The sequence below is a fragment of the Arthrobacter zhaoxinii genome (assembly GCF_025244925.1).
GTDB classification, from domain to species: domain Bacteria; phylum Actinomycetota; class Actinomycetes; order Actinomycetales; family Micrococcaceae; genus Arthrobacter_B; species Arthrobacter_B zhaoxinii.
Genome location: NZ_CP104275.1, coordinates 299,164 through 312,918, shown reverse-complemented (window position 1 = coordinate 312,918; position 13,755 = coordinate 299,164). Strand labels below are relative to the sequence as shown.

General features: G+C 67.1%; 15 protein-coding genes. 13 read left to right on the top strand and 2 right to left on the bottom strand.

The window, feature by feature from the left end; all coding sequences use genetic code 11:
* Window positions 1-4: 4 nt before the first annotated feature.
* The 9 genes from N2K95_RS01555 to N2K95_RS01515 all read left to right on the top strand — a co-directional run bounded on the left by N2K95_RS01555 (window position 5) and on the right by N2K95_RS01515 (window position 7,390).
* Window positions 5-970 (top strand): ROK family protein, encoded by a 966-nt coding sequence (locus N2K95_RS01555; protein WP_260652618.1) that lies wholly within the window; start codon window positions 5-7, stop codon window positions 968-970.
* On the top strand, window positions 963-1,637 hold the full coding sequence (locus N2K95_RS01550; RefSeq protein WP_260652617.1) for an N-acetylmannosamine-6-phosphate 2-epimerase: 675 nt from the start codon (window positions 963-965) through the stop codon (window positions 1,635-1,637). The genes N2K95_RS01555 and N2K95_RS01550 overlap by 8 nt, the downstream gene beginning before the upstream one ends.
* Window positions 1,634-2,617: an alpha/beta hydrolase gene (locus N2K95_RS01545; RefSeq protein WP_260652616.1), complete on the top strand. Its 984-nt coding sequence runs from the start codon at window positions 1,634-1,636 to the stop codon at window positions 2,615-2,617. Before N2K95_RS01550 ends, N2K95_RS01545 begins: the two co-directional genes overlap by 4 nt.
* The gene (tatA, locus tag N2K95_RS01540) at window positions 2,614-2,856 is read left to right on the top strand and encodes a Sec-independent protein translocase subunit TatA (RefSeq protein WP_255793742.1); all 243 of its coding nucleotides are present in this window, start codon (window positions 2,614-2,616) and stop codon (window positions 2,854-2,856) included. Before N2K95_RS01545 ends, tatA begins: the two co-directional genes overlap by 4 nt.
* A 103-nt stretch (window positions 2,857-2,959) precedes the next feature.
* Window positions 2,960-3,085 carry a hypothetical protein gene (locus N2K95_RS01535; protein WP_255793743.1) on the top strand — a complete coding sequence of 42 codons (126 nt, stop codon included), beginning with the start codon at window positions 2,960-2,962 and terminating at the stop codon, window positions 3,083-3,085.
* 118 nt (window positions 3,086-3,203) lie between these two features.
* The gene (locus tag N2K95_RS01530) at window positions 3,204-4,232 is read left to right on the top strand and encodes an NADPH:quinone reductase (protein ID WP_260652615.1); all 1,029 of its coding nucleotides are present in this window, start codon (window positions 3,204-3,206) and stop codon (window positions 4,230-4,232) included.
* Window positions 4,233-4,445: 213 nt separating this feature from the next.
* Entirely contained in the window at window positions 4,446-5,984 is a 1,539-nt protein-coding gene (locus N2K95_RS01525; RefSeq protein WP_260652614.1) for an LTA synthase family protein, read from the top strand.
* Window positions 5,985-6,086: 102 nt separating this feature from the next.
* Window positions 6,087-6,233 (top strand): hypothetical protein, encoded by a 147-nt coding sequence (locus N2K95_RS01520; protein WP_260652613.1) that lies wholly within the window; start codon window positions 6,087-6,089, stop codon window positions 6,231-6,233.
* 8 nt (window positions 6,234-6,241) lie between these two features.
* On the top strand, window positions 6,242-7,390 hold the full coding sequence (locus N2K95_RS01515; protein WP_407080107.1) for a N(5)-(carboxyethyl)ornithine synthase: 1,149 nt from the start codon (window positions 6,242-6,244) through the stop codon (window positions 7,388-7,390).
* 23 nt (window positions 7,391-7,413) lie between these two features.
* Here N2K95_RS01515 and N2K95_RS01510 read toward each other — a convergent pair whose 3' ends face one another.
* A complete protein-coding gene (locus tag N2K95_RS01510) occupies window positions 7,414-7,830 on the bottom strand; it encodes a winged helix-turn-helix transcriptional regulator (protein ID WP_313771167.1) in 417 nt (138 codons plus the stop codon).
* A 128-nt stretch (window positions 7,831-7,958) separates the two neighbouring features.
* Between N2K95_RS01510 and N2K95_RS01505 the strand changes: the two genes are divergently transcribed.
* Together N2K95_RS01505 and N2K95_RS01500 are read left to right on the top strand one after the other, a co-directional pair.
* Window positions 7,959-8,831 (top strand): aldo/keto reductase family oxidoreductase, encoded by an 873-nt coding sequence (locus N2K95_RS01505; protein ID WP_260652610.1) that lies wholly within the window; start codon window positions 7,959-7,961, stop codon window positions 8,829-8,831.
* A gap of 54 nt (window positions 8,832-8,885) precedes the next feature.
* Complete coding sequence (locus N2K95_RS01500) at window positions 8,886-9,959, top strand: DNA polymerase IV (protein ID WP_455423615.1); 1,074 nt, start codon at window positions 8,886-8,888, stop codon at window positions 9,957-9,959.
* 29 nt (window positions 9,960-9,988) lie between these two features.
* On the opposite strand, the gene N2K95_RS01495 is transcribed toward N2K95_RS01500, so the two are convergent.
* Complete coding sequence (locus tag N2K95_RS01495; protein ID WP_260652609.1) at window positions 9,989-10,855, bottom strand: helix-turn-helix transcriptional regulator; 867 nt, start codon at window positions 10,853-10,855, stop codon at window positions 9,989-9,991.
* A 101-nt stretch (window positions 10,856-10,956) separates the two neighbouring features.
* Between N2K95_RS01495 and N2K95_RS01490 the strand changes: the two genes are divergently transcribed.
* Both N2K95_RS01490 and N2K95_RS01485 read left to right on the top strand, forming a co-directional pair.
* Window positions 10,957-11,649: an SDR family NAD(P)-dependent oxidoreductase gene (locus tag N2K95_RS01490; RefSeq protein ID WP_260652608.1), complete on the top strand. Its 693-nt coding sequence runs from the start codon at window positions 10,957-10,959 to the stop codon at window positions 11,647-11,649.
* A 600-nt stretch (window positions 11,650-12,249) separates the two neighbouring features.
* Window positions 12,250-13,746, top strand: coding sequence for an amino acid permease (locus N2K95_RS01485; protein ID WP_260652607.1), 1,497 nt, complete (start codon window positions 12,250-12,252; stop codon window positions 13,744-13,746).
* The last annotated feature ends 9 nt before the right edge of the window (window positions 13,747-13,755 follow it).

Sequence of the window (13,755 nt, the reverse complement as noted above, 5' to 3'; positions counted from 1 at the left end):
TCCTATGCGCCACGTGATTGGGCTCGATCTGGGCGGCACCAAGACTTCCGGCGGGGTGGTCGACGGCGAGGGGCGGATCCTCTTTTCCTCCACCGTCGCGACGCCGGCGCAGGCCGGGCCCGACGCCGTCCTGTCCGCCGCCGCGGACCTCACGGCTTCGCTCCGCGCGGACGCCCGGGACTCCGGTCTGACCGTTGATGCGCTGGGCATTGGCGCCGCCGGCGTGATCGATTCCGGGCGCGGCGTCGTCGTCTCGGCGACGGACGCGATCCGCGGCTGGGGCGGAACCAGGCTGACCGCCGAGCTCACCCGGCGCACGGGGCTGCCCGCCACGGCCATCAATGACGTCCACGCCCATGCCCTCGGAGAAAGCTGGCTCGGCGCCGGTGCCGGGATGCCCAGTGTCCTGTTTATCGGCGTCGGCACCGGCGTGGGCGGCAGCTACGTCCTGAACGGCGAATGCCTGGAGGGCGCCAGCTTCACGGCCGGGCACGTGGGCCACATCGCCTCACCCTTCGCGTATGAGACCGGCACGTTTGAAAGCGGGCTGCCCTGCAGCTGCGGCGGCGCCGGACATGTGGAAGCGGTGGCGTCCGGGCCGGGGATCTTCTCGCTCTTCACCCGGCTGGGCGGCGTGCAGGCGGAGGACACCCGCGGGGTGTACCGCCTCGCCGCAGAGGGCCATCCCGTTGCCGCCGAGGCCCTGCGGCGCGGGGCAGCCGCTGCCGGTTCCGCCGTCGGCGGCCTGGCGAATGTCCTGGACCCGCACGCCGTCATAGTGGGCGGCGGGCTGGCTTTTTCCGGACCGCTTTGGTGGAACGCCATGGAGCAGGCGGCCCGGAACGAACTCCTGCGTCCGCTTGCCGGGCTGCCCATTGTCCCCGCACAGCTCGGGGAGACTGCCGCCATCCGCGGTGCCGCCCGCCGCGCGCTGGCATTGAACCCCGTCTCCGAAGGGCAGCATGTTTAATCTCGAGAGCCTCCGCTCCTCCCTCATAGTTTCCTGCCAGGCCTACCCCGGCGAGCCAATGCGTGATCCGCGGACCACCGCGCAGGTGGCACAGTCCGCCGTCATTGGCGGGGCTGCCGGGGTACGCGTCCAGGGAATCGGTGACATCCGGGCCGTCCGGGCCGCCGTGGACGTTCCGGTGATCGGATTGTGGAAGGACGGGCACGACGGCGTGTTCATTACGCCCACGCTGCGCCACGCTTTGGCCTGCGCGGAGGCCGGTGCGGACATCGTCGCCCTGGACGGCACGCGCCGGGAACGGCCGGACGGACTGACACTGGCCGAGACCGTCGCTGCACTGCACGACCAGACGCCGGCGCTGGTGATGGCGGACTGCGGGTCCGCCGCCGACGCCGAAGCTGCCGCAGCGGCAGGAGCGGACATCATCGGCACCACCCTGGCCGGCTATACGGATGAGCGGCCGAAAACGACCGGGCCTGATCTGGAGCTCCTGCAGGAGCTGGCTGCACTGGGGCTGGGCGTTCCGGTGATTGCCGAAGGCCGCATCCACACTCCGGCGCAGGGCCGTTCCGCGCTGGGCGCGGGGGCGTTCGCCGTCGTCGTCGGCACTGCCATCACCCATCCTGCCACGATCACCAGCTGGTTCGCCGCTGCACTCGAGTCATGACCGGCTTCCTCGACCGGGTGGATCCGGAGCTCCTGCCGGGACTGGAGTATTCGCAGGCCCACCCGCCGCCCACTACGGTGGCGGAGCTTTCGGATTTCCGGGCCCGGACTTCCCCGGCCGTCTCCGGGTTGGGTGACATATCCTTCCGGGACTACCCGGCTGACGGAGTGCTCCTGCGGGTTTTCACCCCCGCGGAAACCGGCCCGCATCCGGCGATTTACTGGATCCACGGCGGCGGCATGATTGCCGGGAGCGTCGACGGCGATACCTCCTACTGCGCGGATCTGTGTGCCCGGACCGGGGCGGTGGTGGTTGCGGTGGACTACCGGCTCGCTCCGGAGCACCCCTTCCCGGCGCCCCTGGATGATGTGACCGCCGGACTGCGTTGGCTGTTTGCCTCAGCCGAAGCCCTGTCCGTGGATCCGCAGCGGGTGGCGGTGGCCGGTTCCAGTGCCGGCGGCGGCCTGGCTGCCGCGCTCACCCTGCGGAACCGGGACTCCGGCGGGCCGGCGGTTGCCTTCCAGTACCTGATGTATCCGATGCTGGATTCCTCGCACACCTCCGGTTCAGCCGTCGAGTTCGTCGGCATTCCCACCTGGAACGCTGCGCACAGCCGGTTCGCGTGGGAGTGCTATTTGGGCGGTTTCCCTGCGAGCGCCTATGCGGTTCCGGCTCTCGCGGACGATCTCCGCGGGCTGCCCCCGACGCTGATCCAGGTAGGCGAGCTGGACCTGTTCCGGGACGAAGACATCTCCTTCGCCGCCCGCCTGCTGCAGGCCGGCGTACCCACCGAGTTGCACGTGTATCCCGGTGCCTATCACGGGTTCGAATTGAACTGTCCGGACTCACAGGTTGGCGCCCAAAGCCTGCGCGACCGGGACCGGGCGCTGGTCCGGGCCCTCCATGGTTCCGGCACAACCGCTTCCCATGAATACTGCTCCTCCCCCACGAATACCCCGATGGAAGGTTCCCCGTTATGAGGCTTGAAGGCTGGCAAATCATCATCGTCGTCGTTCTGGCGATTGTCCTGTTCGGTGCTCCAAAGCTGCCGGGAATGGCACGCAGCGTCGGCCAGTCCCTGCGGATCTTCAAATCGGAGGTGCGGCAGATGAAGGAAGAGGACGGCACTCCGGATACCACGCAGCCCGTGCCGGGAACCATACCCGTGCCGATGCCAGTGACAGTACCGAAGGACAGTTCCCCCTCCGCCCGCCAATAAAAAACACCTGTACCCGGGTTCCAAACTGCCCTTGTGAGGCAGGATGGATGTACCCAGCCGGGACGCACGATCCCCGGACCGCACAGAGGAAAGGCATTATCCAATGGCAGATCTAGGCGGCATGGCAGACAAGGCGAAGGACGCAGCCAAGGACAACCCGGAGAAGGTTGACCAGGCCAAAGACAAAGCGAAGGACGCCGTCGACGGAAACAAGGACGACAACAAGTAGTAACCGTCAGGCGCAGAGAGCCGGGCCGTCCCTGCGGGGGCGGCCCGGCTCTGCCGGTTCCCGGCCCGTTTTGTCCGCACCGGGGAATAGAACTCCGCCCGGGTTTCTTGTACCGCCCATGAAAGCAATCGTGTACTCCGCCACAGGCCCCTCGTCCGTCCTCTCCCTCGTAGACCGCGACGCCGCCGCCCCCGGCCCCGGCGAAGTGCGGGTCCGGGTTACCGTTTCGGGCGTGAACCCTACCGATTGGAAGGCCCGCGCCGGCAGCAGCCTCGCCTTCCCCGAAGTGGTGCCGAACCAGGACGGCGCCGGGGTGGTCGACGCCGTCGGCGAGGGAGTGACCGATCTTCAGGTGGGCGACCGGGTATGGATCTACCTCGCCGCCCACGGCCGTCCGACCGGGACCGCCTCCGAATTCACCGTCCTCCCCGCCGACCGGGCCGTACGGCTTCCGGAAGGCATTGGTTTTGACGTCGCCGCCAGCCTCGGCGTCCCTGCAATGACGGCGCACCGCGCCCTGACCGTCCACGAGCACGGCCCGTCCCGCCTCGCCCCGGGAGCCCTGGCAGGACGCACCGTCCTGGTTCAGGGCGGCGCCGGAGCCGTTGGCCACGCGGCCATCCAGTTCGCGGTCTGGGCCGGCGCCACCGTGATCGCCACGGTCAGCAGCGACGCGAAGGCCGAACTCGCCACCGCAGCCGGAGCGCACCACATCGTCCGTTACCCGGATGACGCCGAGGCCGAGCGCATCCGCGAGATCGCCCCGGACGGCGTCGACCACATTGTCGAGGTGTCCCCCGCCCAGAACGCCGCACTCGACGTCGACGTGATCGCCAACCACGGCAGCATCGCCTACTACGCCAATAACAACGGCGAGGAGTTCACCGCGCCGATCGTTGCCAGCTTCGCCAAGAACGTCCGCTGGCAGGGCGTGCTGATCTACACGGTGGGAACCGAAGCCCAGCACGCCGCAGCAGAAGACATCACTGCCGCACTGCGGGAGGGTGTCCTGCCCGTCGGCGAGTCCGCCGGACTTCCCCTCACCTGGTTCCCGCTCGAGGAAACCGCAGCCGCGCATGACGCCGTCGAGAACGGCACCACCGGCAAGATCCTCATCCGCGTTGCCGGGGACAGCACCGCCGCCTAGCTGAGGCCGACACTGCGGAAGGGCCCTGCTCTCAGCGGGGCCCTTCGACGTCCGGGCACCGGACGGCGCTGCGGTGTACAACTCGTTTCTCCGGGATGAACCAAGGTTGAACAGGTAGCATGACGGTACTATTTCTTCTTTGGCCCCGAGAGCGGGTTGGATGTCAAGGGTGTTCGGCGGAAACCGCGGGCATCTGGAACGCGAGGTATTTCCATGTCTGGCCAGATTCTTGACGTGACCCGACGGGTCGGCGTCGTAGTGGGGCGTGTCCTGGTCTACGTCCTGATCTGGCTTGGGCTGGCGCTGCTCATCGCCGCCGCGGGCATCCGGTACTTCTGGGGCGAAATCTCCGTGGGCCAGATGCTCCTGAACCTCGTCTCGGTGGAGACCGACGGCGGCGGCGGCGGCATTGTCTGGCTCGGCATTCTCGGAGTCGGCGTCCTGCCGCTGCTCATCACTGCGGGGATTGCCCTGTGGCAGTACTTCCGCCGCCGCAAGCTCCGCCGCAGCGCCGAGGAACCCCGCCGCTCCCCCTGGATCCGGCGCACCGTCGCCGCGGTCCTCGTGGGCGCAGTGGTCGTCGGCGGCACCACTGCCTTCGCCTCCACCGTGGGCATGGCCGATTACATCAAGGCCGCGAACTCCAAATACAACATCGGCGACTACTACGTGGAGCCGGCTGTCACCGGCGACGAGCAGAAGCGCAACCTGGTGCTGATTTACCTGGAGTCCGGCGAGGCCACCCTCGCGGACGACCAGCTCTTTGAAAAAGATGCGTTCCTCCCGTTGAAGGAGGCCACGGCCGCCTCGGAGGGCTGGCAGAGCGTGGAGAACTTCCAGCAGTACGAGGGGGGAGGGTGGACCATGGCCGGCCTCGTTTCGACGCAGTGCGGCGTGCCGCTGAAGGGCGTCGGCTCCGCTGAGGATAGTTCAGACGCCGCCACCCTCGACGACGACGGCGAAACGTACCTGGGCGGGGCCACCTGCCTCGGCGATGTCCTCGACGAGCACGGGTACACCAACGTCTTCCTGGGCGGAGCCAACGCCGCCTTCGCCGCGAAGGACACCTTCCTGGGCACCCACGGCTACTCCGAGGTGAAGGACCTCTCCGACTGGCGTGCCGCCGGGGAACCGGAGGTGAGCTTCCGCAGCGACTGGGGCCTGAGCGACGAACGCCTCATGGCCAATGCCAAGGACGAGATCGACAGGCTGCACGCCGAGGCGAAGGAAACCGGCCAGCCGTTCAATCTGTCCATGCTGACGCTGGACACCCACGAGCCCGTCCACGTCTACGACTACTGCGATGTGGACACGGAGAACAACGTGACCTCCGTGTTCGCCTGCTCCATGACCCAGGTGGCCGGCTTCGTGGACCATATGAAGGAAAAGGGCTATCTCGAGGACACCGCCGTGGTGATCATGGGCGACCACCTCAAGCACATGAGCGCCGGCGACGCGTTCCATGAGCAGCTCGACCACCACGCCAACCGCACGGTCTTCAACCGGATCTGGATTCCGGGCCAGGACGCGAGCAGCACGCTGCGCCCCGGTGCGGACCAGCTGAACATGTACCCGACCATCCTGGAAGCCGCAGGCCTGACCCTCAAGGATCGTCAGGCCGGGCTGGGCGTATCCGCCTTCACCTCGGAGATTCCTGCCAAATCGGCGCAGGCCATGGAGCGCGATGCCTATGCCGAACTGCTGGAATCGCTTTCCCCGCAGTTCTACGCGGAGGCCTGGGCCGGGCGGTAGTTCGGAAGGCAGGCCCTGCCCGCTTCGCCTGCCCAGTGCCCGGGGACGGTGCATGTATGGTTCAGAGTCAGGAACCGCTTCGGTTCCGCTACAGGAGCGAACATGTCTGACAAGTCCCCGCGCCAAGCAGCATCCAAGAAGTCCGGCAAGTCCATCAAGGAAAAGCGTGCCGATAAGAAGGCCGCCGCGGCTCCGCCCGCCCTCGACAAGGCCGCCGGCACCAAACCCGCATCGCCGAAAAAGAAGTGAACGGCCCCGTGGAGCGTCTCACCCTCGGAGTCCTTTCCAACACACGCAAGCCCGATGAGCGGCGTCTTGCCATCCACCCGCTTCATCTGGAACGCATCGCCCCGGAGGTTCGGGAGCAGATGCTCCTCGAAGAAGGCTACGGAGAAAGCTTCGGTGTTTCGGACGCCGAGCTGAAGCCGCTGGTGGGCGCAGTGCTCCCGCGGGCACAGATTGTGGCGGAGGCCGACGTCGTCCTCCTGCCCAAGCCGCAGCCCGAGGACCTGGCCGAACTGCGGGACGGGCAGACCCTCTGGGGCTGGCCGCACTGCGTCCAGGACCGCGCCGTCACCCAGGTCGCCATCGACAAAAAGCTCACGCTGATCGCCTTCGAAGCAATGAACCATTGGGCCGCTGACGGAGGTTTCGGCCTGCATGTCTTCCACAAGAACAACGAACTGGCCGGCTACTGCTCCGTGCTGCATGCCCTCAGCCTGACCGGATCCACCGGTGCCTACGGCCGGCGGCTCAGCGCCGTCGTCATCGGCTTCGGCGCGACGGCACGCGGCGCAGTCACTGCCCTGAACGCCCACGGCATCCACGACGTCCAGGTCCTGACCAACCGCGGCGTCGCGGCGGTCGGGGCCCCGATCCACTCGGCGCGGATTGTTCAGTTCGACCGTGACGACAGCACTCCGTTCCTCAGCGAGGTCATCACCGACGACGGACGGGTGCCGCTGGCCCCGTTCCTTGCCGAGAGCGACATCGTCGTCAACTGCACTTTGCAGGATCCCAACGCCCCGCTGACCTACCTGCGCACCGATGATCTGGAGGCTTTCCGGCCCGGCAGCCTGATCGTGGACGTTTCCTGCGACGAGGGCATGGGCTTTGAGTGGGCGAAAAGCACCACGTTCGCCGACCCGATGTTCGAGGTGGGCGAGCACATCAACTACTACGCCGTTGACCACAGCCCCTCCTACCTCTGGAATTCCGCCAGCTGGGAAATCAGCGAGGCGCTCCTGCCCTTCCTGGAAACGGTCATTGCCGGCCCCGACGCGTGGACGGGGAACGAGACCATTTCCCGTGCAATCGAAATCCGCGACGGCGTCATCCGAAACAAGGACGTACTGCAGTTCCAGCAGCGGGAGCCGGCCTACCCGCATGCGGCGCTGAGCTCCTGAACGTAAGTTCCTGAACGGGCTGGTCAGGCCCCGCGGGAGTCGTAGGCGGCGCGCCCGGCAAAGACCTCATCTATGTGCTGTTCCGCCCAGCCCTTGATGCCGCGGGTCAGTTGATGCAGGGACAGCCCCAAATCGGTCAGTTCATACGTGACGGTCACGGGCACCGTGGGCGTGACCGTCCGGGTGAGCAGACCGTCCCGCTCCAGCGAGCGCAGTGTCTGGGTGAGCATTTTCTGGCTTACACCGGCAAGCACCCGGGACAGTTCGGAGAAACGCAGCGGGCGGGGATCCCCGTCGCAGTCCGGCCCGCTGCCGAGGGCCGCAAGGACCAGCGTGACCCATTTATCGGAGATCCGGTCCAGCAACTGCCGGCTGGGGCATACGTCCAGGAACGCGTTGTACTTCGCCTTGTCCTGCGCTCGTTTTTCTGCTGCCGTCATGGTTGGCATTTCCTGCACCTCGTCACTGTGGGTTACCTAGGCACTTCCAGGTGCCTACTTCCTGCGGGGAAGCTGCGTCACCATAGTGGACTGCATCAGTAGGGAACACCACCCCTGAAAGGCAGAACATGAGCACATTCACCGCCTCCCTTCCCGGCGGCACCTGGACCCTGGGCGGCCTTGAGGTGTCCCGCTTCGGCTACGGGGCCATGCAGCTCGCCGGGCCCGGGGTGATGGGGCCTCCGCCGGATTACGACGGCGCCCTCGCCATCCTGCGCGACGTCGTCGAGCTGGGCATCACCCACATCGACACCGCCGAGGCGTACGGCCCGCACATCACCAACTCGCTCATCCGCGAGGCACTGCACCCCTACCCCGGGACGCTGCATGTAGTGACCAAGGTGGGATCGGTCCGTGACGACCAGGGCGGGTGGCCGCCGGCGCGGAAGCCCGACCAGCTGCGCCGTGCGGTCGAGGAGAACCTGGAAACGCTCGGCTCTGACGTACTGGACCTGGTGAACCTCCGCATGGGCGACGGCCAGGGAACGGTGCCGGGTTCCCCGGCCGACGCGCTGGAGACACTCGCCGAGCTCCAGCAGCAGGGGGTGATCCGGCACCTCGGCGTGAGCAATGTGCTGCCGGAGCAGGTGGCCGAAGCCCGCAGCATTGCCCCCATCGTCTCGGTGCAGAACATGTACAACCTCGCCTTCCGCCGGGATGACGAGCTAATCGATTCCCTCGCGCAGGACGGCATTGCCTATGTGCCGTTCTTTCCGCTGGGCGGTTTCAGTCCGCTGCAGTCCCGGGCGCTCTCCGCCGTCGCCGCACGGAGAGGTTCAACGCCCATGTCCGTGGCCCTGGCATGGCTGCTGCAGCGTTCGCCGAACATCCTGCTCATCCCCGGCACCTCTTCGGTGGCGCATCTGCGCGAAAACGTGGCCGGGGCCGGGCTGGTGCTTTCCGCGGAGGATGTGGCCGAGCTGGACGCTATCGGCGGGTAACCGGTTCCGTCGGGAACCGGTGATTGTCCGGAACGTTTAGGGCACACTGGTCGCGTGAACGCTATCCCCTGGGTGCTGCACGTCGACCTCGACCAGTTCATCGCCGCCGTCGAAGTGCTCCGGCGCCCGGAGCTGGCCGGCAAGCCGGTCATTGTCGGCGGCCGCGGCGACCCAACGGAACGCGCCGTGGTCTCCACCGCCTCCTACGAGGCCCGGGCCTTCGGCGTGGGGTCGGGCATGCCGCTGCGGATCGCGGCCCGGAAGGTGCCCGACGCCGTCATCCTGCCGGTCGACGCCGAGGCCTACCTCGAAGCGTCGGACACGGTGATGGCCACCCTGCGCGCCCAGCCCGGCGCCGTCGTACAGGTCCTGGGCTGGGATGAGGCCTTCGTCGGTACGGTGACCGAGGATCCGGATGCCTACGCCCGGCAGCTGCAGGCCGCCGTCCTGGAGCAGACGCAGCTGCACTGCAGCGTGGGCATCGGCGATACCCTGGTCCGCGCCAAGAACGCCACCGACCTCGGCAAACCGGCCGGCGTCTTCAGCCTCACCGCCGGAAACTGGCTCAACGTTATGGGTGAACGGCCCACCAAGGAGCTGTGGGGTGTCGGGAGAAAGATCTCGGGACGGCTGGCCAAGCTGGGCATCACTACCGTTGCCGAGCTCGCTGCGGTGGATCCCTCTACCCTGGTTCCGGAATTCGGCCCCAAGATGGGCCCCTGGTATGCCGAGCTGGGCCGCGGCGACGGCTCCAGCGTTGTGGACGACACCCCGTGGGTCGCCCGCGGGCACAGCCGTGAAACCACCTTCCAGACCGACCTCACCGAGCCGGCGCAGGTGGACGACGCCGTGCGGCAGCTCGCCGCGCAGGTCCTGGCCGATGTGGCAGCGGAAGGGCGGCCGGTGATCGGGCTGACCCTCAAGGTCCGGTATGCGCCGTTCACCACCAAGACGCATGCGAGGAAGATTCCGGAGACCTTCGACCGGGACGATGTCCTCGCCCGGGCCTTGGACCTCGCCGGTGCCATCGAACCCGGCCGTCCAATCCGGCTTTTGGGCCTCCGCGCCGAAATGGCCATGCCCGACGACGCCCGAAAGGGTCACACGCCCACGCGCGGCGGGTGGTGAGAGCCGCACCGCAGTCGGGCAAGGAACGGTCACGCACCCAGCGGAAGTGCTGTGGCCGCGACAGCCGAGACGCGCAGGAAATCGAGTTTCCCTGCCGCTTCAGATCCGGCGGCGGCGGTGTAGGCGACAATGTGCAGGTCCGTGCCGGCCACGGTGAAAATGTCGCAGTCCAGCTCCACATCCCCGACGACGGCATTCTGCACCACTTTCATTTCGGACTGGTGCTCGCTGACGGTTCCGCTCTCCCACAGTGCACGGAAACGCTCACTGGACGCAGTCAGATCAGCAATCAGCTCCCGCACCCTGTGGTCATGCGGGTACCGTCCGTAAGCACGGCGCAGGTCCGACACCAGGGAGGCTTCAAAGATCTCCAGGCTGCCCTCCGGACAGATGATCCGGATTCCGCTGCTACCCAGCGTTCTCCCGGCAAAGTGCGAACGCAGGAGATTGGGACGGCCTTTGTCGGGCGGGGCGGGCTCCCCGAGAAGCGCCGCCCACAGCGGACTGAAGGAGAGCAGGTCCCAGGCGGCAGTGAATACGGCCACCGGTACTTCACCGAGCCGCGCCACCAGCCGCTGCACGCTGGGCGGGATATGCATCGGAACTTCTCCGGGCCCGGGCGGAAGCAGCCCGGAAATCTCGAAGAGATGGGAGCGTTCGGCGTCGCTCAGCTGCAGCGCACGTGCCAGTGCCGCCGCCACCTGGGCGGAGGGCCGGCGGGCACGGCCCTGCTCAAGGCGCACCAGGTAATCAACGCTGACACCTGCCAGCTGGGCCAGCTCCTCCCGCTTCAGCCCCGGCGCCCGCCTGAACCCGTAGACGGGCAGGCCCGCGTCCGCCGGCTGCAGGCGGTCACGCCAGGAACGGAGAATGGCACCCAAATCAGAATCCTGCATGGAGAGAGTCTGCCAGCCGGAAACCGGTTCTGGGTGGCCCTGACAGTCCATATGCTGGCCCGTGCCACGACATCAGTCCGCAGCGGGCCAAGACTAAAGCCATGACAACAACACTGATTACCGGCGCCAACAAAGGCCTAGGTTATGAAACAGCACGCCGTCTCCTCGAGGCGGGGCATACCGTCTGGATGGGGGCGCGCGATGAAATTCGCGGGCGGGAAGCGGCCGAAGCACTCGGCGGCACGTTCGTCCAGCTCGATGTCACCGATGATTCCTCTGTGGAGGCCGCAGCCAAGACCGTGGCAGCTGCCGGCGGCTTGGACGTCCTGGTCAACAACGCAGGCATTCCCGGACCCTACGCCCCGGCGGAGGAACTGACGGCAGCGGACGCAGAGGCGGTGTACGGCACCAATGTGGTGGGCATTGTCCGCGTGATGCACACTTTCCTGCCGCTCCTGCGCGAGTCCGCCGAGGGAACGGTTGTGAACGTCACCAGCGGAGTGGGCTCCTTCGGCTTTGCGCACGACCCGGAGCGCGTCGAGTCCACCGTGGTGATGCCGCTCTACACCTCCTCCAAGTCCGCCGTCACCATGCTGACCGTGCAATACGCCAAGGCGTTCCCGGAGCTCCGCATCAATGCTGCGGACCCCGGCTACACCGCCACTGATTTCAACGGGCGGCAGGGCACCCAGACAATACGCGAGGGAACGGACGCCATCGTGGAGCTGGCCACCCGCGGCGGCTCCGGCCCCACCGGCACGTTCATCGACAGGTCCGGTGCCGCCCCCTTCTAGTGCTCCGCAATCCTGCCCGCCCTGTCCCGCACAATCTGCCCGGCACGGTTCCCATCGGGCCGGGCAGCCCGCGGGCGGGCCGTCCCCTCCCCTACGGCGGCGGTGATTCCGATACTGACACTGCTGGGCATCGGGGTCTCATTCTCGTCACACGAGCTACTTCGACGGGCGCGGCGCCCTGGAGCCGGCCCTCATCCTCCTGTGCTGGGTTCTTGCCGCGGTCAGCACCCTGGGCCTGCCTGCGGCACGTGACCGGCGCAAAGTCCGGTGCCGGGTCGACCGCGGCACGGGCGGACTCCCTGCAACTGGCGGCAGCCACTCCGTCACGGACCTGACCACGGCCCGACCAACAGTCACACCCACCCGGCACCCGGACAGCCGGGGCCGCCCCGTAAACGCCCTTGTGGCAAATACTCACCATGCTTCCGTTTTTGACGCTGCGATGTGACCGGTGCCATAGTCTACGGGTGAATTTGTTAGTGCCCCAAACAACCAGAGAGCATGAGTAAGCGCACCCCAACGCCCTTCAACGCCTGCCGCTGCGGTTTGCAACCCCGGCGATAACCCCGCCGGCTCAAATAGATAAAAGGACAACCACCAATGACACAGCAAGCGGCCAGCCCGGAGCAAAAGGCTCCCGACCGCGCAGCCGAAACCACCTTCCACCATGAGGAGGAGGGCTACCACAAGGGACTCAAGCCCCGCCAGGTCCAGATGATCGCCATCGGCGGCGCCATCGGCACCGGGCTGTTTATGGGTGCCGGCGGCCGCCTCGCCACGGCAGGTCCGTCACTGGTCATCAGCTACGCCGTCTGCGGCTTCTTTGCCTTCATGATTCTCCGGGCCCTCGGCGAACTGGTGATGCACCGACCCTCCTCCGGATCCTTCGTCTCCTACGCCCGTGAATTCTTCGGCGAGAAGGCAGCCTTCGTCACCGGATGGCTGTACTGGCTGAACTGGGCGATGACCGCGATCGTGGACATCACCGCCGTCGCGCTGTACATGAACTTCTTCCGGAAGTACTGGCCGCCGATCGCCGATGTACCGCAGTGGACCTGGGCGCTGGCCGCCCTGATCCTGGTGCTGGGCCTGAACCTCATCAGCGTCAAGGTGTTCGGGGAACTCGAGTTCTGGTTCGCGCTGATCAAGGTGGTGGCCCTGGTTGCGTTCCTGATTGTGGGCATCTGCTTCGTCATCTTCGGCACCCCCGTGGACGGCCAGCAGGTCGGCTTCAGCCTCATCTCGGACAACGGCGGCTTGTTCCCCAACGGCCTGCTGCCCGCCGTCGTCGTTATGCAGGGCGTGGTGTTTGCCTACGCCTCGATCGAGCTCATCGGCACCGCCGCGGGCGAGACCGAGCACCCGGAAAAGATCATGCCCAAGGCCATCAACACGGTGATCGTGCGTATTGCGGTGTTCTACGTCGGCACGCTCGTCCTGCTCTCGCTGCTGCTGCCCTACAGCTCCTACCACGCCGGCGAAAGCCCGTTCGTGACGTTCTTCGGCTCCATCGGGGTGGGCGGCGTGGACGCGATTATGAACCTGGTGGTCCTGACGGCCGCGCTGTCGTCGCTGAACGCGGGCCTGTATTCCACCGGCCGCACCATGCGCTCCATGTCGTTGGCGGGCTCGGCCCCGAAGTTCGCCGGGCGGATGAACAAAGCCGGTGTCCCCTACGGCGGGATCGCCCTGACCGCCGTTGTTGCCCTGCTCGGCGTCGTCCTCAACGCCGTCGTTCCCGCGCAGGCCTTCGAGATCGTCCTGAACGTCGCGTCGCTGGGCATCATCAGCACCTGGGGCATGATCGTCCTGTGCCAGATGGAGCTGGCGCGGCGGGCTAAGCGCGGCGAACTCTCGCGCCCGTCCTTCCGGATGCCCGGCGCTCCCGTGACCGGCTGGATTACGCTCGCGTTCCTTCTCGCCGTGCTGATCCTCATGGCGTTCGACTCCCCCGTGGGCACCTGGACCATCGCGTCCCTGGTGGTCATCATCCCCGCGCTGATGCTCGGCTGGCGGCTCTGCCGCGACCGCGTCCTGGAACTCGCGGCGGCCCGCGACGACGACGCCGGTGCGCATTCCCGAGTTCACCGCGCCTGAAACCAGACA

Bases quoted from the DNA above. Each gene is read 5' to 3' on its own strand.
- N2K95_RS01555 (WP_260652618.1), top strand. From the start codon at position 5: ATGCGCCACGTGATTGGGCTCGATCTGGGCGGCACCAAGACTTCCGGC.
- N2K95_RS01550 (WP_260652617.1), top strand. From the start codon at position 963: ATGTTTAATCTCGAGAGCCTCCGCTCCTCCCTCATAGTTTCCTGCCAG.
- N2K95_RS01545 (WP_260652616.1), top strand. From the start codon at position 1,634: ATGACCGGCTTCCTCGACCGGGTGGATCCGGAGCTCCTGCCGGGACTG.
- tatA (WP_255793742.1), top strand. From the start codon at position 2,614: ATGAGGCTTGAAGGCTGGCAAATCATCATCGTCGTCGTTCTGGCGATT.
- N2K95_RS01535 (WP_255793743.1), top strand. From the start codon at position 2,960: ATGGCAGATCTAGGCGGCATGGCAGACAAGGCGAAGGACGCAGCCAAG.
- N2K95_RS01530 (WP_260652615.1), top strand. From the start codon at position 3,204: ATGAAAGCAATCGTGTACTCCGCCACAGGCCCCTCGTCCGTCCTCTCC.
- N2K95_RS01525 (WP_260652614.1), top strand. From the start codon at position 4,446: ATGTCTGGCCAGATTCTTGACGTGACCCGACGGGTCGGCGTCGTAGTG.
- N2K95_RS01520 (WP_260652613.1), top strand. From the start codon at position 6,087: ATGTCTGACAAGTCCCCGCGCCAAGCAGCATCCAAGAAGTCCGGCAAG.
- N2K95_RS01510 (WP_313771167.1), bottom strand. From the start codon at position 7,830: ATGACGGCAGCAGAAAAACGAGCGCAGGACAAGGCGAAGTACAACGCG.
- N2K95_RS01505 (WP_260652610.1), top strand. From the start codon at position 7,959: ATGAGCACATTCACCGCCTCCCTTCCCGGCGGCACCTGGACCCTGGGC.
- N2K95_RS01495 (WP_260652609.1), bottom strand. From the start codon at position 10,855: ATGCAGGATTCTGATTTGGGTGCCATTCTCCGTTCCTGGCGTGACCGC.
- N2K95_RS01490 (WP_260652608.1), top strand. From the start codon at position 10,957: ATGACAACAACACTGATTACCGGCGCCAACAAAGGCCTAGGTTATGAA.
- N2K95_RS01485 (WP_260652607.1), top strand. From the start codon at position 12,250: ATGACACAGCAAGCGGCCAGCCCGGAGCAAAAGGCTCCCGACCGCGCA.